The 23,205-nt window shown below is 36.5% G+C and carries 24 protein-coding genes; 14 read left to right on the forward strand and 10 right to left on the reverse strand.

Annotated elements, in window-relative coordinates; genetic code table 11:
* Positions 1 to 104: 104 nt before the first annotated feature.
* Genes mgtE through KYH19_RS09670 form a run of 5 tightly spaced genes read right to left on the reverse strand, consistent with a single transcriptional unit; the run spans position 105 to position 3,832 of the window.
* Positions 105 to 1,454 carry a magnesium transporter gene (gene mgtE, locus KYH19_RS09650; protein ID WP_219078529.1) on the reverse strand — a complete coding sequence of 450 codons (1,350 nt, stop codon included), beginning with the start codon at positions 1,452 to 1,454 and terminating at the stop codon, positions 105 to 107.
* A gap of 51 nt (positions 1,455 to 1,505) precedes the next feature.
* Positions 1,506 to 1,802 carry a type II toxin-antitoxin system RelE/ParE family toxin gene (locus tag KYH19_RS24360; RefSeq protein ID WP_219078530.1) on the reverse strand — a complete coding sequence of 99 codons (297 nt, stop codon included), beginning with the start codon at positions 1,800 to 1,802 and terminating at the stop codon, positions 1,506 to 1,508.
* Positions 1,802 to 2,044 (reverse strand): type II toxin-antitoxin system ParD family antitoxin, encoded by a 243-nt coding sequence (locus KYH19_RS09660; RefSeq protein WP_219078531.1) that lies wholly within the window; start codon positions 2,042 to 2,044, stop codon positions 1,802 to 1,804. Before KYH19_RS09660 ends, KYH19_RS24360 begins: the two co-directional genes overlap by 1 nt.
* Before the next feature lie 51 nt (positions 2,045 to 2,095).
* Positions 2,096 to 3,217, reverse strand: a complete 1,122-nt coding sequence (gene corA / locus KYH19_RS09665; RefSeq protein WP_219078532.1) for a magnesium/cobalt transporter CorA — start codon at positions 3,215 to 3,217, stop codon at positions 2,096 to 2,098.
* Between the two features lie 3 nt (positions 3,218 to 3,220).
* Positions 3,221 to 3,832: a WbqC family protein gene (locus tag KYH19_RS09670; protein ID WP_219078533.1), complete on the reverse strand. Its 612-nt coding sequence runs from the start codon at positions 3,830 to 3,832 to the stop codon at positions 3,221 to 3,223.
* Between the two features lie 38 nt (positions 3,833 to 3,870).
* Between KYH19_RS09670 and KYH19_RS09675 the strand changes: the two genes are divergently transcribed.
* Both KYH19_RS09675 and KYH19_RS09680 read left to right on the forward strand, forming a co-directional pair.
* Positions 3,871 to 4,743 carry a lysophospholipid acyltransferase family protein gene (locus KYH19_RS09675; RefSeq protein WP_219078534.1) on the forward strand — a complete coding sequence of 291 codons (873 nt, stop codon included), beginning with the start codon at positions 3,871 to 3,873 and terminating at the stop codon, positions 4,741 to 4,743.
* A gap of 5 nt (positions 4,744 to 4,748) precedes the next feature.
* Positions 4,749 to 5,762, forward strand: a complete 1,014-nt coding sequence (locus tag KYH19_RS09680) for a glycosyltransferase family 2 protein (protein WP_219078535.1) — start codon at positions 4,749 to 4,751, stop codon at positions 5,760 to 5,762.
* Between the two features lie 135 nt (positions 5,763 to 5,897).
* On the opposite strand, the gene aroQ is transcribed toward KYH19_RS09680, so the two are convergent.
* Positions 5,898 to 6,314, reverse strand: a complete 417-nt coding sequence (gene aroQ / locus KYH19_RS09685) for a type II 3-dehydroquinate dehydratase (RefSeq protein ID WP_025144771.1) — start codon at positions 6,312 to 6,314, stop codon at positions 5,898 to 5,900.
* A 49-nt stretch (positions 6,315 to 6,363) separates the two neighbouring features.
* Here aroQ and xerD point away from each other — a divergent pair, with 49 nt between their 5' ends.
* Both xerD and KYH19_RS09695 read left to right on the forward strand, forming a co-directional pair.
* Positions 6,364 to 7,263, forward strand: coding sequence for a site-specific tyrosine recombinase XerD (xerD, locus tag KYH19_RS09690; protein WP_219078536.1), 900 nt, complete (start codon positions 6,364 to 6,366; stop codon positions 7,261 to 7,263).
* 18 nt (positions 7,264 to 7,281) lie between these two features.
* Positions 7,282 to 7,803, forward strand: a complete 522-nt coding sequence (locus KYH19_RS09695; protein WP_219078537.1) for a hypothetical protein — start codon at positions 7,282 to 7,284, stop codon at positions 7,801 to 7,803.
* A gap of 243 nt (positions 7,804 to 8,046) precedes the next feature.
* Here the strand turns inward: KYH19_RS09695 and prmC are convergent, their stop codons facing one another.
* Positions 8,047 to 8,931, reverse strand: a complete 885-nt coding sequence (prmC, locus tag KYH19_RS09700) for a peptide chain release factor N(5)-glutamine methyltransferase (RefSeq protein ID WP_219078538.1) — start codon at positions 8,929 to 8,931, stop codon at positions 8,047 to 8,049.
* A gap of 80 nt (positions 8,932 to 9,011) precedes the next feature.
* Between prmC and ribD the strand changes: the two genes are divergently transcribed.
* The 4 genes from ribD (at position 9,012) to KYH19_RS09720 (ending at position 12,544) form a co-directional block, all read left to right on the forward strand.
* The gene (gene ribD / locus KYH19_RS09705) at positions 9,012 to 10,064 is read left to right on the forward strand and encodes a bifunctional diaminohydroxyphosphoribosylaminopyrimidine deaminase/5-amino-6-(5-phosphoribosylamino)uracil reductase RibD (protein ID WP_219078912.1); all 1,053 of its coding nucleotides are present in this window, start codon (positions 9,012 to 9,014) and stop codon (positions 10,062 to 10,064) included.
* On the forward strand, positions 10,065 to 10,934 hold the full coding sequence (locus KYH19_RS09710) for a DMT family transporter (RefSeq protein WP_219078539.1): 870 nt from the start codon (positions 10,065 to 10,067) through the stop codon (positions 10,932 to 10,934).
* The gene (locus tag KYH19_RS09715; protein ID WP_219078540.1) at positions 10,921 to 11,535 is read left to right on the forward strand and encodes a YigZ family protein; all 615 of its coding nucleotides are present in this window, start codon (positions 10,921 to 10,923) and stop codon (positions 11,533 to 11,535) included. The genes KYH19_RS09710 and KYH19_RS09715 overlap by 14 nt, the downstream gene beginning before the upstream one ends.
* 148 nt (positions 11,536 to 11,683) lie before the next feature.
* Complete coding sequence (locus KYH19_RS09720) at positions 11,684 to 12,544, forward strand: nucleoside phosphorylase (protein ID WP_219078541.1); 861 nt, start codon at positions 11,684 to 11,686, stop codon at positions 12,542 to 12,544.
* 243 nt (positions 12,545 to 12,787) lie between these two features.
* Here KYH19_RS09720 and KYH19_RS09725 read toward each other — a convergent pair whose 3' ends face one another.
* Both KYH19_RS09725 and KYH19_RS09730 read right to left on the reverse strand, forming a co-directional pair.
* The gene (locus tag KYH19_RS09725) at positions 12,788 to 13,183 is read right to left on the reverse strand and encodes a DUF1398 domain-containing protein (RefSeq protein ID WP_219078542.1); all 396 of its coding nucleotides are present in this window, start codon (positions 13,181 to 13,183) and stop codon (positions 12,788 to 12,790) included.
* A 3-nt stretch (positions 13,184 to 13,186) separates the two neighbouring features.
* The gene (locus KYH19_RS09730; protein ID WP_219078543.1) at positions 13,187 to 14,236 is read right to left on the reverse strand and encodes an aldose epimerase family protein; all 1,050 of its coding nucleotides are present in this window, start codon (positions 14,234 to 14,236) and stop codon (positions 13,187 to 13,189) included.
* Between the two features lie 76 nt (positions 14,237 to 14,312).
* Between KYH19_RS09730 and KYH19_RS09735 the strand changes: the two genes are divergently transcribed.
* The 3 genes from KYH19_RS09735 (at position 14,313) to KYH19_RS09745 (ending at position 17,711) form a co-directional block, all read left to right on the forward strand.
* On the forward strand, positions 14,313 to 15,464 hold the full coding sequence (locus tag KYH19_RS09735) for a galactokinase (RefSeq protein WP_219078544.1): 1,152 nt from the start codon (positions 14,313 to 14,315) through the stop codon (positions 15,462 to 15,464).
* A 66-nt stretch (positions 15,465 to 15,530) separates the two neighbouring features.
* A complete protein-coding gene (locus KYH19_RS09740) occupies positions 15,531 to 16,061 on the forward strand; it encodes an RNA methyltransferase (protein ID WP_219078545.1) in 531 nt (176 codons plus the stop codon).
* A gap of 309 nt (positions 16,062 to 16,370) precedes the next feature.
* Positions 16,371 to 17,711, forward strand: coding sequence for an OmpA family protein (locus KYH19_RS09745; RefSeq protein ID WP_132397773.1), 1,341 nt, complete (start codon positions 16,371 to 16,373; stop codon positions 17,709 to 17,711).
* A 161-nt stretch (positions 17,712 to 17,872) separates the two neighbouring features.
* Here the strand turns inward: KYH19_RS09745 and KYH19_RS09750 are convergent, their stop codons facing one another.
* Positions 17,873 to 19,171 (reverse strand): DEAD/DEAH box helicase, encoded by a 1,299-nt coding sequence (locus tag KYH19_RS09750; RefSeq protein WP_219078546.1) that lies wholly within the window; start codon positions 19,169 to 19,171, stop codon positions 17,873 to 17,875.
* Positions 19,172 to 19,503: 332 nt separating this feature from the next.
* On the opposite strand from KYH19_RS09750, the gene KYH19_RS09755 reads away from it, so the two are divergent.
* From KYH19_RS09755 to KYH19_RS09765, 3 genes are all read left to right on the forward strand, one after another.
* Positions 19,504 to 19,665, forward strand: a complete 162-nt coding sequence (locus tag KYH19_RS09755) for a hypothetical protein (RefSeq protein WP_219078547.1) — start codon at positions 19,504 to 19,506, stop codon at positions 19,663 to 19,665.
* A gap of 866 nt (positions 19,666 to 20,531) precedes the next feature.
* Entirely contained in the window at positions 20,532 to 21,554 is a 1,023-nt protein-coding gene (locus tag KYH19_RS09760; RefSeq protein WP_219078548.1) for an LD-carboxypeptidase, read from the forward strand.
* Between the two features lie 313 nt (positions 21,555 to 21,867).
* Entirely contained in the window at positions 21,868 to 23,163 is a 1,296-nt protein-coding gene (locus tag KYH19_RS09765; RefSeq protein ID WP_219078549.1) for a TolC family protein, read from the forward strand.
* The last annotated feature ends 42 nt before the right edge of the window (positions 23,164 to 23,205 follow it).

Below are 23,205 nucleotides of genomic sequence, written 5' to 3' on the forward strand. Positions count from 1 at the left end.
TCAGATTTTACAGATTTAATTTTATTCGTCTTAGTTAATTAACAGTCAGCCAATTCAGTCTTTCGGATAAAGATACCGAAGTCCTAAAATCAAGCATATCCTGATTATAGTAAAAGTTTACTGGCCAATCCTAAAATTAACAGGAAGCCAAAAACATCGGTAAAAGTAGTAATAATTATAGATGATGCAATGGCAGGATCGATACCTACTCGTTTTAAAATAAGTGGAATACCTGCACCAGTGATACCCGCAATAACCAAATTACCCGTCATAGCCAGGAAGATAACCAAACCGAGCATTGGGTTCCCATCAAAAAAGAATGCAAAAATAAATACAATTAATCCGTTTGATGCCCCATTGATCAAGCCTACGGTAAACTCCTTTAAAACGGTTCTATAAGCTTGCTTATCTGTTAAATCGTAAAGGGAAATACGCCTCACCGTTACAGCAAGCGCTTGGGTGGCTGCATTTCCGCCCATCCCGGCAATAATGGTCATGTAAGCTGCTAAGGAAGGGATTAATTTAATGGTGGGATCGAAATAACGTACTACTGATGAAGCTAAAAAAGCTGTACCGAGATTGATAATCAACCATGGCAAACGCGATTTTACCGCTTCTACCCAGTTACCACTTAATTCCTCATCTTCCGATACCCCTGAAATTTTTAAGATATCTTCCGTACTTTCCGCTTCCATTACATCAATTACATCATCGAAAGTTACCCTGCCTAATAATTTCTGCTGATCATCTATTACCGGGATACTGGTTAAATTATATTGAGAAATGAGGTTGGCTACTTCTTCCTGGTCGGTATCGGGATGCACGTAAACGGCATCTATTTTAACCAATTCAGTTATTTTGGCATTATGTTTTGCCTTGATAATATCTTTTAACGAAACAATGCCTTTAAAAATTTCCGCATCGTCCACCACGTAAATGGTATAAAACTCTTCCATTTCTTCACTCTGGCGGATAATCTCGTCAATTGCATCTTTTTTGGTGAGGTTGATGTTTACACAGATCAGTTCTGTGTTCATCAAACCACCAGCGGTTTTTTCGTCGTAAGTTAAAAGGTTCCTGATTTCTGAAGCATGATCTTCGGTAAGATCTTCCAGAATTTCTTTCTGCTCGTGATCTTCCAGTTGCGAAATAATGTCCGTTGCATCATCATAATCCAGCTCCTCAACAATTTCGGTACGTTTATCGGGGTGAAGCTCAAAGAGTAAATCCTCCGGATGGGATTCTTCATCCATTTCCGAAATAATTTCGGAAGCGATCTCTGCCGGAAGAAGGTTGATAATATGCCGTTGTTCGGATTTATCCAAACGCTCGAACAAAATCGCAATTTCTGAGGCATGGTATTCCTCTAAAACTATTTTTAAAGTTTCATCACCGGCTAAAATTGCATTTTTAACCTTGAGTACGTCGCTTTTATCTATTTCGAATGACTGCATCTATAACCTAACCAAAACGCCCTAAAGCTACATATATTAAAAATTGATTTTTTACAATAAGTGACTTTTAATGTTAGTCATTTGATGTAAAATCCTGATTATTTCCATTAAGCCATCCTTTCCCAGCTTATAGAATATTAGGTGAGATTTAACCGCCGAACATCTGTATCCCATTAATATATGATCCATTACTTTTCCATGTTCAAAATGATTTGATATATATTCACACTCACTAAGTAACAAACTGTAATATCTATCTGCCTGATCTTTAGACCAATTCTTAAATGTATATAACCAAATATCTTCAAGATCTATCTGTGCAGGCTTACTAATATGGTAGGTAACCATTATAAATGCTTGCGGTGTAACTCTTGCAAGTGTTTAACGGGGTCGAAATTTTTCACAAACCCACTTTCCTCACCTATTTTTAGCGCTTCACGTAGCAATTCGATTTGCTTCTCTTCTTCTTCTAAAAGTCTTAAGCTTGTTCTAATCACCTCGCTTGCAGAATTAAATTTACCAGAGGCAATTTTTTCGTTGATAAAATTATCGAAATGATCGCCTAGAAGGATTGATGTATTTCGTCCCATAATTACATTATTTGATTAAATATACCAATAATTGGTATTATTTAACAAATATTATTTAAACCAACCTTTACGCCAAAAGTAAATTACCTGTATAACAGCTATCACTCCCATCACAATCCAGGTGTATAAATAACCATGTTCAGCATATAATTCCGGCATGTTATCTTTCAGTATTTTTCCGGTTGCGGGGTCTTCCCTGCTAAAATTCATCCCGTAAATTCCTGCAATAAATGTTAATGGAATAAATATGGATGAAATGATGGTCAAAACTTTCATAATTTCGTTCATCCGGTTACTGATGATCGATAAATTCATATCAATATTGGCAGATGCAATCTCTTTTAAAGATTCAATAAAATCAATAATCTGGATGCAGTGATCGTAAGCATCTTTCATATAGGTTTTAGTCAAATCGGATATCAACGGACTATCCGTACGGATAATATCATTCAATTTATCTCTTTCCGGCCAGGTTACTTTCCTAATGGTGATCAATGATCGTTTAATGGCCTGTGTATCGTACATGATTCTTTTGTCAGGATGATCATATAAGCGGTCTTCAATCGCATCTAATTCTTCGCCCCAAAAATTTAAAAGGCTAAAGTAATTATCTACAATCACATCCATGATGGCGTACATTAAATAACTGCTGCCACCAATGCGGATGTTGCCCTTCCCTATTTCTAAACGTTTCCTTACCGGTTCAAAACAATCTGCATAAGTTTCCTGGAAGGTAATTAGTGTACGTTCCGATAAAACAAAGGAAATCTGATCATTGCAGAGCACATTATCCTCGCCTAAATATAAATGCCTGCTTACTGAAAAAATATACTTATCATTATCATATTCATCCAGCTTAGGACGCTGATAAGAACTCGTAATATCTTCAAGCACGAGCCTGCTAATGTCTAGTTTATCGTAGAGGGTTTCAAATATATTGGGATCAGCCAAACCTTTGATATCAAACCAGTAATAAAAATCTTTGTTCTCGATTAGTTTATCGATGTTATTGATGTTTTCCAGTTCGGTTTTCTTATAACTCTTATCATTATAAGTGTGCAATACAATGTGCGGCTTTAATGCATCTTCATCGATGGCGTACAAACCCGGACTGGTGCCAGGCGCTGGAACTTTATAGTGTTTATGACGGTTACGTGGCTTGCTTTTTCCCATATGTTACAAATATAGCCGGGCTTGGGGGCCCTGGTTAAATAACAGATCAACAATACTTAAGTTGGGTAAAAATTGATGTTTATCTTCAAAAACCTGATAATAGGACTTATTGTTTACAATATCTTCCTGTTTTTTAGGGTTCATGATCAAACGGAAATCCAATTCTGGTTTGATGTCATCAAAATATTCGCCCGTTACCCCAAAGCTCTTATTCAATTTTAGCTTTTTGTTTAACCACTCTAAAAGTTCGAAGTTATAATCGAACAAAAATTCAAATTTGTTGGTATAAAAACGCGAGAGTTCATCTTCGTAAAACTCGAAATAAGCAGAACTCCGGTAACAGCTTTCTAAACTCAACCAATGCAAACGTTGCCAGTTAAAATCGTAACTGATCCGCACATCCTTCATTTTCGTATGTGTTTTAGCACCTTTAACCACCGGAACGGTAATATCAAGTTTGCCATTGGGCGAATAAATACTGGCCCTGTTACGGTAAGTCTGCTTGGCTAAATGCTCATGTTTTTCAATTAAAAAATCCTCTCCCAGTTTTTGCAATAAACTAAAATAACCTACTGGCGGAAGATAAAATAATGGAAGTATAGCTGTATTCTGCATTTGAAAATTTATGTTTGTAGCTGAAACGTTTTAAATTAATGATTAAAAGAGGGATTGCGCATGTTGGCGTATTTTTTTTATACCTGTTATCGCTACTCCCCCTGTCTTTGCTGTTTTTTTTTGCAAGATTACTATATTATCTGCTTTATTACGTAATAGGCTATCGAAAAAAAGTTGTCAGACAAAATTTAACCCATTCTTTCCCCGAAAAATCAGCCGCTGAAATAAAGGTTATAGAGAAAAAGTTTTTCCTGTACCTGGCCGAACTTATTTTTGAAATCATCAAAATGACCAGTATTTCGAAAACCGAAACCTTAAAAAGGGTAAAATTTACCGGATTGGAACAATTGGAAGTTCATTTTAAAAGAGGTGAAAGTGTACTGGCCTGTACAGGGCACTATGGCAATTGGGAATTAGGTACTTTAGCACTTGGATTGAGCATATCGGCCAAAACAATGGTCATTTTTAAACCCATCAAAAATAAAATTTTCGAAACCTGGTTTGATCGTATGCGCACGAAGTATGGCAATGTTTTCATTGCTATGCGACAAACGCTACGTGGCATGGCCGCCTATAAAAATGAGCCTACACTTTTGTGTTTTGCAAGCGATCAATCGCCTACCAGAGAAGAAACCAAATATTTTGTAGATTTTTTAAATCAACCGACTGCTGCACTTTTAGGTGTAGAAAAAATTGCAAAATCGACCAAAAGACCAATATATTACTTTAAGGTAAGTGTGGTTAAAAAAGGTTATTACCATGTTGAAGTGTTGCCCATGTGCCTCGAACCTGAAAAAATGAAAGAATTTGAGATTACTGACCTGCACTTTAAATTTTTAGAGAACATTATAAAAGAACAGCCTCAATACTGGCTCTGGAGCCATAAGCGCTGGAAATTTAAACCCGAATAAAAAGAATGAACCCATCAGTAGCCGTTGTAATTTTAAACTGGAATGGAAAAGCATATTTAAAGCAGTTTTTACCCGGAATTTTGCTTTCCGAATATGATAACCTGCAAATTGTTGTGGGCGATAATGCCTCAACAGATGATTCAGTTTCATTTTTACAAGAAAATTTCCCAACTGTTAAAATTATCCAAAATGATCAGAACTATGGATTTGCAGGAGGCTACAATAAAGTTTTAGAACGTGTAGAAGCTGATTATTTTATTTTGCTTAACTCAGATGTAGAAGTTGTTCCAAACTGGATCAAACCTATCATCAGCCTAATGGAAAGTGATGCTCAGATTGCAGCAGCACAGCCCAAAATTAAATGGCAACTAAACAAAAACCAGTTCGAATACGCAGGCGCTGCCGGAGGTTACCTGGATATTTATGCTTTTCCTTTCTGTCGCGGAAGACTTTTTAATGTTTATGAGTTTGATAACGGTCAATATAATGAGCAAAAAGAAGTTTTTTGGGCCAGTGGAGCAGCCTTTTTTATCAAAAGTAAATGCTGGAGAGAAGCCGGTGGATTGGATGCCGATCTTTTCGCCCACATGGAGGAAATAGACCTGTGCTGGCGCTTAAAAAACCTGAACTACAAAATTATGTATTGTCCGGATGCTGAAGTGTACCATGTTGGGGGCGGAACTTTACAAACGGAAAATCCATTTAAAACTTACCTCAATTTCAGGAATAACCTCATCATCATGCAGAAAAACCTTCCTGCAGGTGATGCCATTTTCAGGATTACTATCAGAATGTTTATTGATTTTATTGCCTGGTGGCATTTTCTGCTAACGGGAAAACCTAAATTTACAATGGCAGTGACCAAAGGCCATTGGCATTTTCTTAAATCTTTATCAAAAACCAATAAAAAACGTAAAGCCGTTCAAAAAGAATACACGAAACATACGGGGGTGTACAACAACAGTGTTGTTTGGGCATTTTTTATTAAGAAAATTAAATATTTTTCAAAATTAACTTAAAAACAGATTCGTCATTCTAAACTCCATTGAATTTTTAAAGCATATTGCATTAAGATTCCCACCCGCGCAAGAATGACGATTGTCTCTTTAAGTGCTGTCAGATGTTACCATCTGACAGTTTAATATCAGAATATATTAAACCAACAAACTTTCGATCGCCAGGCGGTAACCCTTCATTCCAAACCCGGTTAAAACACCCTGACAGTTTTTCCCCGTCAACGAAACATGGCGGTATTCTTCGCGTGCATAGATATTTGAAATATGTACCTCAACAACAGGCGTTTTAATGGCAGCTATAGCATCTGCAATGGCTACAGAAGTATGCGTATAACCACCAGCATTAAGCACTACCCCATCATAACTGAAACCTACTTCATGTAGTTTATTAATAATTTCGCCCTCCACATTACTTTGGTAGTATTCAATTTCGATCTCCGGATAAACTGATTTTAATTCTTTAATGTAATCTTCAATACTGGTATTTCCGTAGATAGATGGCTCACGAACGCCCAATAGATTTAAGTTTGGGCCATTAATAATTTGTATTTTCATAATATAATGTTGTAACGTTGCAATGTTATAAAAAATCTCAAATAAAAGCATGCTTTGGCCATCATATATTAAAGGATTTAAGTCGTACCTGAAGTTAGAGCGGTCGTTATCTGGCAATTCTATAGCAGCTTACCTCAATGATATTGATAAGTTGATCCAGTATTTCCAATCTTTAAATGAAGAACCCAAATTAAGCGACATTACCATAATAGACCTAAAATCTTTCATTTCATGGTTAAATGAGCTTGGTATGCTTGCAAGTACACAGGCAAGGGTAATATCAGGATTAAAAGCTTTTTTCTCTTATCTAATGCTCGAAGATATAATCAGTAATAATCCTACTGCATTATTGGAAGCACCCAAACTGAGTCGAAAATTACCTGACACGCTTAATATCCACGAAATTAATGAGCTGATCGCTGCAATAGATGCTTCAAAACCCGAAGGGATGCGGAACAAAGCCATCATGGAAGTATTATATGGCTGTGGCTTACGTGTTACCGAACTAACAGAACTTAGAATTTCCAGTCTTTTTCCGCAAATCGAATTTATTAAAGTAATTGGAAAGGGAAATAAAGAGCGTTTGGTACCCATTGGGGGTGTAGCTTTAAAACTGCTCGACATTTACATTAACGAAGTTCGGGTACATGCAAATATTAAAAAAGGACATGAAGATTTTATCTTTTTAAACCGTTCTGGCGCTAAGCTTTCACGGATTTCTATTTTTAACCTGATTAAAAGCCTGGCCGTGGCCACGGGATTAAAGAAAACGATCAGTCCACATACATTAAGGCATTCATTCGCGACACATTTAATTGAAGGTGGTGCTGATTTGCGTGCGGTTCAGGAGATGTTGGGCCATTCAAGCATTACCACCACAGAAATTTATACGCACATTGATAGAGATTACTTAAGAGAGGTAATTACTCAGTTTCATCCGAGATCTTAATTATAAACAAATTTAAATATGATTAATGTTACAGTTCCATTTGATAAAAGCATGTTTATTAAAAGTAATAAACTCAAATTTAGATTAGAATATAAGCAGAGTTATATAAAATTGCTCATTTATGTTATGCTAACAATGGGATTAATAATTTTAATTATTACAGATAAAGGACCATCCTCATCTTTTTATGGGGTAGCTGGAGTGATACTTTTCATATTGACTTTTAATTATATATTAAGAATTATAAATGTACGAACACTTTTTTTTAGAGAAATGGATGCCCTGAGTGAGAAACATGAGAAACAGAATTTCATTTATACTTACGAATTTACTGATGATGAGTTTAGTTATTCTGATAATGAAAAAAGATTTCATTTTAATTGGGGAGCCTTCTCAAATTATTCAGTTATCAATGATTTCTTTATATTGTTGATTGACAAACGAATATTTCTCATGCTGCACAAATCTGAAACAAGTGAGTCACAATTTAATGATATCATTGAATTAACTAATTCAAAGCTGAGTTTTAAAAAAGTTTAATCATCCTAGCCTTACCCAAAACGGCTAATTTTCCGTGCATCCGTGAATTATTTTTAACTACAAAGGCACAAAGTTGAATTATAGTGTTTTCGCTGCTCTATGTATCCGGACTTTCGGACACCTGACTCCTGACTTAGTAATATTTTCCTCACCATTAAGAAGTTAAGGACATTAAGCATTCATCGATAAGTCCTGTAGTGGTAGAAATTGATCATTGATTTCGATCCCATCATCCATTTTCCATTACACCTCTTCCATCAAAACCCCTGCTTTAACCATCCGATCTTTCCCTTGCATATCTTTCCTTAACTCAATATTAGAAAATCCCTTAGCAGCTAACATTTCAATAGTCTCTTCACCTAAATATTCATTAATTTCAAAGAAAAGTTGTCCATAAGGTTTTAGATTGGTTTTTGCAAAATCAGCGATGGCTTTATAAAAAATTAAAGGGTTTTCGTCGCTTACAAATAAAGCCAGATGTGGTTCATATACTAATACGTTGTTATGCATCTCTATTTTTTCTAAACATCTGATATACGGCGGATTACTTACGATGATATCAAATTTTTCTTCAGATTGAAATGTTAAAATATCTGCTGTAATAAAATTGATTTCAACACCAATTTGCTGGGCATTCTGTTTTGCAACTTCGATAGCATCAGCAGATACATCCAAAGTGGTTACCTGAATGTTTGGTAAGTGTTTTTTAAGGGTTATTGGGATACAACCAGATCCAGTTCCAATATCAAGCATACTTAGCTTTTTTGGTGACTCAAAACTGTTAACTAAAAACTGTGTATTGCAAACTGAAATGATCCATTCTACCAATTCCTCTGTCTCAGGTCTTGGTATCAATACATTTTCGTTTACTTTAAAAACCAAACCGTAAAAATGGGCTTCCTCCAGAATATGCTGAATGGGTTTTCCAATCTGCAGGTCGTTAAGGATGCTCAGTAGTTTTTGCATATTGATAAAGCTGATGTCGATATCCTTTTGCATGATCAGTTTACCTGAAGATAAAGCTAAAACCTTCTCGGCTGCAATAGTAAATAATGCTTTTGCTTCATTACGATCATATAAAGCGCCAAGTTCCAGTTCATAATGCTCGGCTAATTCTCTCACCTTCATATATACAAAATTACTTAATTGAGATGATAACAGCGCTCTTTGATAAGAGCCATGACTCTTTTTTTACTACTTTTGCGCTAATGAGCGATGAATTTTACGTAAAACGTTGTCTTGACCTGGCGATCTTAGCTTCGGGGAACGTTAGTCCGAACCCGATGGTTGGTTGTGTGATTGTTGTAAACGGCAAAATTATTGGAGAAGGATATCATCAGGAATATGGAAAATCGCACGCCGAACCCAATGCCGTTAAAGCTGTATTTGATCAATATGGAGATGAGGCTGAGGCCATGTTAAAACAGGCAACAGCTTACGTTAACCTGGAGCCCTGTGCACATTTTGGTAAAACGCCTCCATGTGCAGATTTATTGGTAAAACATCAGTTAAAGAAAATAGTTATTGGCAATAGAGATCCTTTTTCAGGGGTTGATGGTAAAGGTATCGAAAAACTAAAAAATGCAGGAATTGAAGTAGTAAGTGGAATTCTGGACGATGATTGCCGTTATTTCAACAGAAGGTTTTTTACCAGGATCGAAAAACAAAGGCCATATATCATTTTAAAATGGGCAGAAACTGCGAATGGTTATTTCGCGACGAAAGATGGTCACCAGAAGTGGATCAGCGGAGCTTTAGCCAAACGTTTGGCACACCAATGGCGTAGCGAAGAAGATGCAATCCTGATTGGCAAACAGACTGCGATTATGGATAACCCACAGTTAACTTCCCGTGAGTGGCCTGGTAAAAACCCCATACGTCTCGTCATCGACAAAAACCTTCAGGTGCCACTAAGCAATCATATCTTTAATGCAGCGGCCAAAACCATTATCTTTAATGAGGTTAAAACAGATGTTGTTGACAATATCCATTATATCCAGATGGAAGACATGCACTTTTATTTAGCACAAAAAATCGCTTTTCAACTTTACCTGATGGATATACAATCTGTAATTATTGAAGGGGGCGCCAATATTTTAAATCAATTTTTAAATACTAACCTATGGGATGAAGCACGTATTTTTACTTCATCTACCAGCTGGAGTGATGGGGTTTCTTCTCCAAACATTAATGGAAGTCTCCAGGAAACCATACAAATTGAAAATGACAAACTCTCTATCTATCTAAACGACATCAAATAAATGATCTACATTATTTTAAGCATTTGCTGTAGTGTTACCGTAGCTGTATTATTAAAGCTGGCAAAACGGTACCAAATCAGTATTATTCAAGCCGTTACCATTAATTATCTTGCTGCACTAAGCTTATGTTTTCTTTTTTTTAAACCCGATGTCAAACTGATTAATTCTACTGCACCATGGCCTATTTATATTGCACTGGCTATTTTATTGCCGTCGATATTTTTATTCCTTGCTGCATCAGTAAAGAATCTTGGCATTGTTAAAACCGACATTGCGCAACGCTTGTCGCTATTTATTCCGATACTGGCGGCTTATTTTATTTTTAAAGAAGATTTTAATAACCTTAAAATTATTGGCCTTTTGATAGGTTTCGTTGCTATTTTCTTAACTTTTTTACGAAAATCCGATCAGGAAAAAGGCAGCAAAGGAAGCCTGCTTTTCCCTATTATGGTATTTGTCGGTTTTGGCGTAATCGATGTCCTTTTTAAACAAATTGCATTATATAAAGAACTGCCTTATACAACTTCGCTTTTCACAGTTTTCTGCCTTTCATTCGTCGTATCGCTGCTCATTGTGATCACCATGGTTATTTCGGGAAAAATAAAATTACAATTGGTTAATGTTGTTTGTGGACTGATTTTGGGCTTTTTTAACTTTGGCAACATTCTTTTTTACATGAAGGCTCATAAGGCATTGGCAGAAAATCCATCTACCGTTTTTGCAGCCATGAATTTAGGGGTAATTATTGCAGGTACATTAATTGGCGTAATTGCTTTTAAAGAAAAATTAACTAAACTGAATTATGTGGGGATAGTTTTGGCTATCGCTGCTGTTATCTTTATAACCTTATCACAAAATGCTGTTCGATGATTCCTATAAAACCATCGAAAATACCTCAGAAGGTATATTTCGAGATAAGGGCAGCAAATTTATTGCTTATGCCTACCCAATCCGCAGTGAAGAAGAAGTAAAGCCAATCATTATGAGCCTGCGTGCTACTAATGCAAAGGCCAATCATTTTTGTTATGCTTACCGTTTAACGCCAGATCGGTCTGTTTATAGAACGAATGATGATGGAGAACCTTCTGGTACCGCCGGCAGGCCAATCCTGAATTGTTTATTATCAGAAGACATTACCAATGTTTTAATTGTAGTTGTGCGTTATTTTGGCGGCACCTTACTCGGAGTTCCGGGTTTAATTAACGCATACAAAAACGCTAGTATAGAAGCCATTAAAGCTTCAAAAATTATTGCGAAAACGGTTAATGATGTGTATGAAGCTCATTTCGAATACCTACAGATGAATGATGTAATGAAGTTGAGCAAAGAGGAAAATTTACAGATTTTAGCGCAACAGTTTGATACCAATTGTATCTTGAAATTTGAAGTGAGAAAGGCACAACTCAATCAGGTTTTGAGTAAATTTGATAAAATTGAAGGTGTTAAACTAAAATATCTCCACACAATTTAATAACTACAGATACTAGTTCTGCGTTGATCAGCGAAATCTGCGGGAATAAATAGAATGTAGATAAAACGTAATTAGTAACCACAGATCAGAAGGATCAACACAGATAAATCTGTTTCTGTAGAATCTGCTGGGACAATATAAACCAAATATGAAAATATCCGAAAGCGACTTAATTATCAATCCTGATGGCAGCATCTACCACTTAAATCTTCTGCCTGGAGATATTGCAGATACCGTAATTACCGTGGGCGACCCAGACCGTGTTGGCGAAGTGAGTAAATATTTCGACCAGATAGAATTTAAAAAAGGAAAGCGGGAATTTATTACCCATACCGGTTATATAGGTAAAAAGAGGGTAACTGTACTTTCAACAGGTATTGGTACAGATAACATTGATATCGTTTTTAATGAACTGGATGCGCTGGTAAACGTCGATTTCGAAACCCGTGAAGTAAAAAAAGAATTGACCTCACTGAATATTATCCGTGTAGGCACATCAGGAGCCGTTCAGCCAGACATCCCCATGGGAACGATTTTAGCCTCCTCCCATGGTTTGGGTATGGATGCTTTAATGAATTATTACCTGCAGCAATTATCTGGCGATGAGCAACTTTTAATGGATGACATCAAGATACATTTTGGTCATTTAAAAAATATCAACCCCTACTTAACAGCTGCCGATGAAGGTCTTTTAAATACCATTGGCAAAGATATGGTTCATGGCATCACCATTACTGCTCCGGGTTTTTACGCTCCACAAGGCAGGATAGTACGGGCGAAAAATGCAGTTCCCGATTTCATCGGACTTATTAATAGTTTCCAGAGCAACCAGTATCGCATTACCAATTTAGAAATGGAAACAGCAGGGATTTACGCATTAGCAAAAGTTTTGGGACATAAAGCACTTTCGGTAAATGCTATCTTAGCCAGTCGCGTGAAATTCGAATTCAGTAATGAGCCTGATAAAATTGTAGAACAGGCCATTAAAACGGTGTTGGAAAGGATTTAATTAAGGCCGATCAATCACCAATATAACCTCAAGTGCACTAAGATGTCTCAGGTGGTTAAAATAAACCATTAATAACCTATAAAGCACTAAAATTAACAACTTATCCAAAAAACTGAAAAGTCAGATGGTAACATCTAACTCCACTTAAATAAATCTTTTAAAAAGATCTCTCCACTACGTTTACTTCGGTCGAGATGAAGATTGTAGAGAAATAAAAAGGCCTGAAATTTCAGGCCTCCATGTTTATACTATTCGTATCTTCTCTTTTACGAGTTCATTCCCTTCTGTATCCAGATAAGTGCAGGTCATCTCATCAAGATCAGTAACCCATTTTTCCACTCCCGCATCTGCCGCCTGTTTACAAAAGGTAATATAATCTGTTTCACCTTGTTGATGTACTTCTAAAGCGTGTTCCAATTTTCCTGCAGAAGATTCTTCATTGATAATCAAAGTTGGATATTCATCAGGACTCAGCTGTTGTGCATTATCTTCGTCATCAAAATAGATCGATAAACCATTGCTTACATAAACATCATTCCGTTTAACACCCAATTCCTTAATTTCTTTTATAAACTGCGGGAAATCTGCACCAGTTTTAATTTTTGATTCTGCTGCCCGGATGTTTTCGATAGTGAACATAATTTATTTGTTTAATGAAACTTTGTAAATGGTTGTTTGCGTGTACAAATCTTCTGGTCTTAATATGGTACTTGGAAATTCAGGAATGTTTATTGCATTGGGGTGATGCTGTGTTTCCACACAAAAAGCACCGAAGCTGCCGTAATCCCTTCCGCCTTTACCATTTTTTACATCCAAATATTTTGAGGTATAAAGATGTGCTACAGGTTCTGTTGTATATACGCTTAAAACTAAACCACTTTCTTCTTCAATTGTTTTGGCTGCCAGCGATAAATCGCCATAGATTTTATCCAGAACGTAAGTTTGGTCGTAACCTTCTTCCTCATCCCAATCCTGCCCAATCGCCTTAGATTTTGTAAAATCCAGGTGTGTACCTTCAACAGGGATCAGTTTACCTGTTACCGAATAATTACTGTCCTGCTCTAAATAATTTGAAGCGAAAATCTGTTGCTTATGGTTTTTGACGTTTCCGCCTTCAGTAGCCAGGTTAAAATAACCATGATGTGTTAAATTGATTGCGGTAGCCTGATCAGTCTCTGCTTCATAACTTAAAATCAACTCATCATTTTCGGTAAGTTCGAAAGTAAGATCGATGATCAGGTTGCCTGGGAAATTCTCTTCGCCATCCACACTTTCATATTGTAAGGTAACCGACGATTGTTGCCCTTCGCCCACTTCAACAATATCCCAAACTTTTTTATCAAAGCCTTCTATACCGCCGTGTAGCGTATCAGTACCAGCATTTTGTGCCAGTTGATAGTCTTCTCCGTCAATGGTAAACCGGCCATTTTTGATGCGATTGGCATAACGCCCCACAACAGCGCCCAGATATGGATACTGGGTTAGGTAATCCGGATTGAGGTATTCGTCGAAAGTATCAAAGCCCAATACAATATCCTGCATTTCACCTTTGGCGTTTTTAACGATGAATTTGTTAATGATCGCACCATAATTGAATATTTTAACATAAGTGCCTTTACTATTGGTTAGTTCGATTGCGATAACTTCTTCGCCATCAATAATTTTTCCGGTAGGTATTTGCTGAACGCTCATAAATTGTAACTTAGGGCTTTTGTATCCTAAACAAACATACTACTATTAATGCTTTTAATAAATATATTTTAGCCAAATGAATATTAACCTTGAGGAAAAATTTGCAGCGCAATACCATAAAAAAGCCGATGCCATATATTTTACACCCGGTCGCGTTAACCTCATTGGCGAGCATATTGATTACAACGGCGGTCTGGTAATGCCCTGTGCCATTACCCTTGGAACCTGGTTGGCCATTGCGCCTAATAATGAAAACAAATTTAGGTTTAAGAGTCTGAATTTCGAGATGGAAACGACTCTTGAAAGCAATGTTTTAAATGGAAAAGATGGTAGCCATTGGACCAATTATCCTATAGGTGTAATTAATGAAATGATCAAAGATGGAAAAGAGATCACCGGACTGGATTTTCTTTTTTATGGAAATATCCCCATCGGATCAGGGCTTTCTTCTTCTGCATCGATTGAAATCGCTACGGCTTATGCTTTAAACAGTTACTTTAACCTGGGTTACGACCGATTAGATCTTGTTAAGATTGCCAAAAGGGTGGAGAATGATTTTATTGGCCTAAACTCAGGCATAATGGATCAATTTGCGGTTGCTTTCGGCGAAAAAAACAAAGCGATTGTTTTAGACTGCGAGACTTTAAAATATAAAATGGTTGATATTGATCTAGGGAACTATGTGCTGGCCATCATTAATACCAATAAACCGCGCGAACTGGCAGATTCTAAATATAATGAACGTGTTGCTGAATGTCAAACAGCCTTAAAGTTATTAAACGAAGAAATTACACTTCACTATCTTTGTGAGCTTAACGCTGAAAAGTTTGCTTTACACAGCCATTTAATAACAGATGAAACTATTTTAAACCGTGCAACACATGTAGTTAAGGAAAATGATCGGGTTCATTTGGCTGCTAAAGCATTAAACGGCGGAAACCTGGAAGAATTCGGCCGCCTGATGTATGCCTCACATGAATCGTTAAGAACACTATATGAAGTAAGCGGTAAAGAACTGGATACTGTAGTAGATTTCTGTACCGGCTATGACCATGTAATCGGTGCACGAATGACAGGCGCTGGCTTTGGTGGTTGTGCAATTGCATTACTGGAGAAAGGATACGAAGAAGACTTTGCAAAACACTTAACAGATTATTACGTAGATAAAATTGGCTACCCTGCAGCAATTTATATTAGCGAAATTGGTAATGGTCCAATTAAGTTGTAATATATTAACCACAGATAAACACAGATTCGTAATTATACCTCATCGGTGTAATCACTTTAAAAAATAATGAGAAAATTAAAATTAGACGAGTTAAACCGTCCGGATATTGAAGCGTTTAAAGCACAGGAAAAATTACCTGTTGTAGTGGTTTTGGATAATGTGCGCAGTATGCACAATGTAGGTTCAATATTCCGTACTGCTGATGGATTTGCTTTAGAAAAAGTGATTCTTTGTGGCATAACTGCACAACCACCACACCGTGAGATTGAAAAAACGGCTCTGGGTGCTACACAATCGGTAGACTGGATTCACTATACAAACACTTTACAAGCTGTTGATGCCCTTAGGGATTTAGGATACGAAATTATTGCCATTGAACAGGCAGAGAATAGCACGATGCTAAATACTTTTACACCCGATCCCAATAAAAAATATGCGCTTATTTTCGGGAATGAAGTTGATGGTGTTAGCGATGAGGTAATGGCTAAAATTGATGAATGCATAGAAATTCCGCAATTTGGAACCAAACATTCTTTTAACATCGTAATTTCTGCTGGAATAGTATTTTGGGATTTCTTTGCTAAACTGAGGCTGTAATTTATCCAAATTTTTCACAACGAAAAACAAAGAGATGTTATTCAGCAATAAGAAAAACCCAATTAGACAAGTAGAATTTTAATGACTTCATAAACGACCTTTTTTAGGTTTTGTTCAGAATACTATACAAAAACTAACATAATTTCAGTTACATAGTAACATTTTTGTGAAATTAATTTATACTCTTAATCTCCTGATAACATGCTATTTGTGTAAAATATATGGTGTTTGGCAAGATTTTTTCTAAGACCATGCAAAACAGTACGATAAAAAAACTGTTAAGACACTAATATTAAAAAATAGAATAACATGAATACGAGAATTACAAAATCAACAATGTTGGTTGCATTATTGGGTTTATCATCACAATTGTTTGCCCAGGATACACCAACAACTACGAGTACCACTGGGCGTTTCTCTCCTAAAGAATTTCGTACCTGGTCAATAGGTGTACATGGAGGTTTGCTAACCCCAAGAACTATTTTTGGCAACTCTAATCACCAATTTCAAACTCCAGTAGAACACATCGGTTATGGTGGTTACATTAAAAAACAAATTTTACCTCAATTAGGCATCCAAGCAGATTTCCTTGCAGGTAAAGTTGAAGAATTAAGAATCGCAAATGGTGTTGATGCTGCCGGAAATACAACTTACGCTGCAAACACTGGTTACAAAACCAACATCCAATGGTCTGGAGCTTTATCAGCAGTTTGGAATGTTGCCAACATTAACATTAATAATGAAAATGCGGTAATCATCCCTTACTTAAAAGCCGGTGCTGGTTACATGTCATCTGGTGCTACAACTATGCCAGCTAACACACAAGATGCAGGTTATTACAGAGAAGGCTGGTTTGTACCAGTAGGTGCCGGTTTTAAATTGGGTGTTGCCAAAGGTATCAATGTAGATTTAGGTTACGATGTAAATTTTGTTAAATCTGCTAAGTTTGATGGGGTTAACTCTGGTGCTAACGACAGATTTGCTTATGCACACGCAGGTTTAGAATTTGCTTTAGGAAGTAAAGAAAAACCTCAGTTACAAAACTACAGCTCATTGGCTAACTTACGTCAGCAAAGTGCTGAAGAAAGTGCTGAATTAAGAAGAGCATTATCTACTGCTGAGCAAAATGCACAACGCGATAGAGAGCAATATGCTAAAGACCTTGGCGATGACGATAATGATGGTGTAGCTAACAAATTCGACAAATGTCCTGGCACTGCTTCAGGTACAGTTGTTGATGGTTCTGGTTGCCCAATCAAAGTTAAACGTGAAGTAATTAAAGAAACCAGAGTAATTACTGAAGAAGATCGTAAAGTGGTTAAAGATGCGATTTCTAACTTAGAATTCGATTTAGGTAAATCAACTATCCGTTCTAAATCATACGCTACTTTAAATCGTGTTGCTGGTTTATTGGTAGATAAAAACTTTAGCTTAAAATTAGCTGGTCACACTGATAATACCGGTGGCAGAGAGTTAAACTTACGTTTATCTAAAGACAGAGCTGAATCAGTAAAAGCTTACTTAGTATCTCAAGGTGCAAATGCATCACGAATTGAAGCTACAGGTTACGGACCTGACCAGCCAATTGCAACAAATAAAACTGCAGCTGGCCGTCAACAAAACCGTCGTGTAGAGTTTACTTTATACTAATCGTAAATAACGGTTAACGAAAAAAGCTCCTCAGATTAATTTCTGAGGAGCTTTTTTTATATAGTAGAAATCAGTCATCCTAAACCTTTTCAGGATTGTTATTGGCGGAATAAACCCTGAAATAAATCCGATAGCTACCGGATCAGGGTGACTCACCGTTGTTAAGACAATCCCTTTTTATTCTTATAGGTCATTTTGGCTTTAGTGCCTGCGCTATAATTATAGTTTTTTAGATTGCTGGCTTTCTTTTCATGAAATGCAGCACCGCGCTCAGAAGATTCATCTTCTTCGGCACCTTTTTTTTTCTTCGGTTTATCAGCAGCATCAACCACTTTCAAATCTTCAGGTAATTCCATTACCTCCAATTTCTGGCCAATAGCCTGCTCAATTTTTTTCACCTCAATCAATTCAATATCGGTAGAAAAAGTAATGGCCACCACATCTTCATCGCCATGTTTAACAATGCGCTGAATTAAAGTTTCTTTCTGCTCTGGCAATTCTAAGTGCAGGATAAAAGGAATCCCTTCAATATTGAGTTCGCCTAAATTCTCATTGGCCACAATTAAAACCCGCGCCTCTGGGTTATTTTTAAAGTCTTCAATATCATCGTAACCTTTATCATCAAAAAACAGCGAGCGATAGATACTGATCTCACCTTCTTTATGCTGATTAAAGTTTTTATAAACTGTTTGTGCCGTTAAACGTGTATTTACAAAAACCACAACTTTATCAAAAATTTCAGTATCGCCCAATAATAAGGTTAACAGGTTTAGCTTTGTTCTGAAATTCGGCACCAGATAAAGCATCTGCTGATAAACTTCCGCTTGCTTTTCGCCTAATTCATCAACCTCGATGGTTGTGGTAGAATCTTTCATAAAAGGCGAAATCATGTGGTTCAATTTTTCGTGCATTACCTCAGTAAATACCACATGCTGGGATTTATAGGCACTGTTTGCTAATTCTACAACTGGTAATTGCAGGCCTTTTTTAACAATAAGTTCCGCATTATCCACTATAAACAACTGGATTTTGTTTGTATTTAGTGCCAATTTAAGGTACAAGGCACGGGCACGGTCTGGTACTGCTACAATAATATCGCAGCCATCTGTTATTTCATTCATTTGAGCATCAACAGCGCCACGGCTATCAATTCCTAAAATTCTAAATGTACTGTTCCGGTTTAATAATTTAAATTGTTCCAAAACATGATCAACATGTTCCGCATCCGGCACTAAAATTAAAGCCCTCGGCGCTTCCTCAAAGGCGTATTTCAACTTCATTAAAGTAGCCAAAACATAAGTTGTTGTTTTTCCCGAACCCTCTGGTCCCACCGCTATAACATCTTGTCCACCTAAAATGCGCGACATTGTTCTGGACTGGATTTCTTTTGGAGTTAAAAATCCTGCATCAGTCATGGCCGTTACAAGTGGTTTGCTAAGTTTTAATTTATCTAAAGACACAATTACTATTTTAATGTTTGAACTGCAAATATCCTTAAAATAATTAGCTTTTCTGAATTTGAATTTAAAGGCTTAAAAATAGATCAAAAGAAAAAATTGAAATATTTCTGATAAGGCTATCAACTTCAACCCGATATTTCAATAAAATTGAATTAAAATAAAAATTATTTTCCTGTAAATGAGTTAGTTAAAATATTTTTTCACCTAATAACTACTAAATCTATAGATTTTATATACTTATTTTTATATTTGCTCATCATTAATCATTAATCATTAATCATTAATCATTAATCATTAACAAAAAATATGTTGAACAATTAAACAATAAAATCATGTCGATTTATTTTCAGTACCCAGCCATAGCTGAATATCCGAAACTCATTTATCCTTTGCAAACAGAAACTGAAGAACCGGCAATTGTAACGGATGAAGATAGTGCAAATAAAGAACAAATTTTAGAGCTGAGAGATTATTTAGCACTAAAGCAATTATAAAAATACGGCCAGTTGACCGATGGGAAGGTTGGAGTTTCATAAACTCTTTATAATGGTTCGAATCCATTACTAGGCCGCAAAGTGTATCTCATAACACTTTATCCTGATTCTGCTCAATCAGGCAAGATTTGGTTATCTTATATTTGTTTTGTTGTTAGCAAAGGCTATCCGCGATGGGTAGCCTTTACCTTTCTGAGTAAATACAATGATCCTGAGCACTGCGAAGGATTTCGACCAAATATCCTAACTTTTTGATTATTTAGAAGCTCAGTTTCAGTGCCTATGGTCAGGGCTTGGTCCTGCTGTTCACTGCAATCTTTTTGGAAATATATTCACAAATACAATATTGTGTAGCCAAAAAGTATTTCCGTTTCCATCAGGGCTATTTAAGCAGATACAGTGATTTAAAACTGAATAATTAATAGTGCTAAAACTTAATTAATAGATTCTTCGCTGCTACCTTCGGCAGATTCTAATAGAAATATCGTCCTCTCGACCGGAGCAACGCGAAGTGGAGAGATCTATACAGGCAGATTTTGCTGCGCAGAGCCTTCGGGTTCTCGACTGCGTTACACTCTGCTCTAAATGATGGTAACTTGAGAGAATTTACGCGTAGATTAATTGCTATCATTCATATTCACTTTAATTACAATAAATTATCGCTAAGCACAACAAAAACTTTTTTTTCAAAATCTCAAAACATTTTATTTCATTCGTGGTTATTTATATAATTCACATTATACTAATCTTTTACAGATTAATTTGTTTGGTTTAAAAAAGGGATTTATGGATATAAATCCCTTTTCTTTTATGCAAGAATTTTAAATCATATATTTAGCCATATCAATTCCACTACCCTATTTTAGATGAACAGAAAACATTTCCTTTCTTCATTTATAGCAGCTGCAACTGTATTTCCTGCTTTTAAAACCTTGGCAAATACCATAGACAATGAAAGTTCATCGTTTAAAATCCCACCATACTTAAAACCTGGTGATAACATTGGAATAACAAGTCCGGCAGGATACATTACCCTGGAACAGATTCAGCCTTCTGTTTTACAAATGCAAAGTTGGGGTTTTACAATAAAAGTAGGCGATACCATTGGCAAACGCGATTTTACTTATGGCGGTACCGATGATGAAAGGTTAGCGGATTTTCAGCAAATGCTTGATGATCCAAATATAAATGCCATTATGTGTGCCCGTGGTGGTTATGGTTTTGTACGGATAATCGATAAACTCGATTTCTCTTTGTTCAAAAGAAAACCAAAATGGATTATTGGCTTTAGTGATATCACTGTTTTACATTGCCATTTGGCCAAGAATTATGGCATTGCCTCTATCCACTCCAAAATGTGCAATAGTTTTCCCGATGATTGGAGTAAAGCCGAACCCATACAGATTGAAACGATTTTATCCATAAAAAACGCTTTAATTGGTGAGCAAATGGGTTACACCGCTCCTTCTAACATGAATAACCGGCAAGGAAAAGTTGATGGCATTTTAGTAGGCGGAAACCTGAGTATCATCGAAACACTGGCGGACAGCGATTCTGATTTAGATACAAAAGATAAAATCCTTTTTATCGAAGAAACTGGCGAATACCTCTACAGAATTGATAGAATGTTGTGGAACCTAAAACGCAGCGGCAAACTGAAAAACCTAAAGGGATTAATTGTTGGTGGTTTTAAAATCAAACCTGATGATGCAGGCGAAGAATTTGGCAAAACCATTTATGATATTGTGCTCGAAAAGGTAAAAGAATACGCCTACCCTATCGCATTCGATTTTCCGGTTGGTCACCAACGTAATAATTTTGCACTGAAATGTGGTATACGACATACTTTTATCGTAAATGAAACTGAGTCGGTATTACGAACGGTTTAACTTATTTTACCATTCGTATTTTCGTCATCTCGCCTGAAACGTAGTGGAATGGAGAGATATACCTCGATAGATTTAGCTTCGCTGAGCACTTACGTGGTTCTCGGCTGCGTTTGCACTACGATCGAAATGACTAGCTTTATCATGCTCAAAATAACATACAATCTACTCTTTCTGTTAAAACTCAAAACTGACTAATCTCAAAGTTCTAACCTTTCGTCGCAGCATTTTCTGCATTGGTCTCAATTGTTAAAATGCGGCCTTAACCGGATATATTTTTGTGTTCAATAGTTCATAGACACAAAATTTATTCGCCATGAGCAGATACATTAAATATATTGTCGTACTCATTTTGCTTGGTGCGGGCTACAAAAGCAGAGCTCAGGATATCCCACAGGTTTGGGATCTGAAAACGGCTATCGAGTATGCCAAAGAAAAAAACATCAACATCAATACCTTAAAGCTGAGTTCGCAAACTGCTGAGCAAAATTTAATTGCTTCAAAAGCCGCTGTACTCCCAAATTTATCGGGAAATGTTTCACAAGCCATTACCAATTATAAATCCGGTTTGCAAAATACAAGTGGTTTTGGCTTAAGTTCAGATATGACGCTTTATAATGGAAGTTATTTAAAAAACGATATCAAGTCTAAAGAACTCAGCCTGCAAACCGCAAATCTATCGGTAGAAGCAGCTAAAAACGATATTACCATCTCCATCACCCAGGCCTATCTGAATATTTTATTGGCCAGAGAAAATATCACCTATTTAAAAGATTTGTTGACCACCAGCGAGGCCCAGGTTAAACAATCAGAACAGCAATTTAAATTTGGAACCATAGCCAAAAAAGATTTATTGCAGTTGCAGGCCACTTATGCCAACGATAAATATACGTTGGTTACTGCACAAAATACTTTACAGCAAAATATTTTAACCTTAAAGCAACTGTTGCAAATTCCTACAACTACACCTTTCGAAGTAAGTACAACCGATACCGTTGCCGTTGCTCCAGCATTGGATAATTTAGCCTCGGCACAAGATCAAGCCTTGCGTACCCGTCCGGAAATTAAAAGCGGAGAATTGAATATCCAGCTTCAAAGCACCGAACTGGCCAAAGCAAAATCAACCTTACGCCCAACGCTGAGTTTAGGAGGATCGCTAAATACAGGCTATAACAATAATAATATCGGTGGTTATGGATACCAGTTAAATAATAGTTTTTATCAAAACTTAGGTTTAACACTTTCCATTCCGATTTTTGATAGAAAAGTGACCAAAACAAATGTGGCGAAAGCAAATATCGGCATTGAGCAGGCCCGTTTATCGCTTTTAGATGCCAAAACAACTTTGACTCAAAATGTAGAACGTGCTTACATTAACGTACAAAATGCAAACAGCCAATATGCCGCTGCGCAAGAGCAGTTTAAATATACAAGCGAGGCATTAAGGATTTCTAACGCAGCTTTAAAAGAAGGTACCAATAACATTGTAGAAAACCTGCAACAGAAAAATTTATATGTGCAGGCATTACAGGCCTTTGTTCAGGCAAAATATACAGCAAGTCTTTATACCAAGATCTATAACTTTTATACAGGAGTTCCTATTACTAACTAAAATACATGATGATGGCTACCGCCTAGTCTGCTTAATATTTGA

It is taken from the genome of Pedobacter sp. D749, from assembly GCF_019317285.1.
GTDB lineage: Bacteria > Bacteroidota > Bacteroidia > Sphingobacteriales > Sphingobacteriaceae > Pedobacter.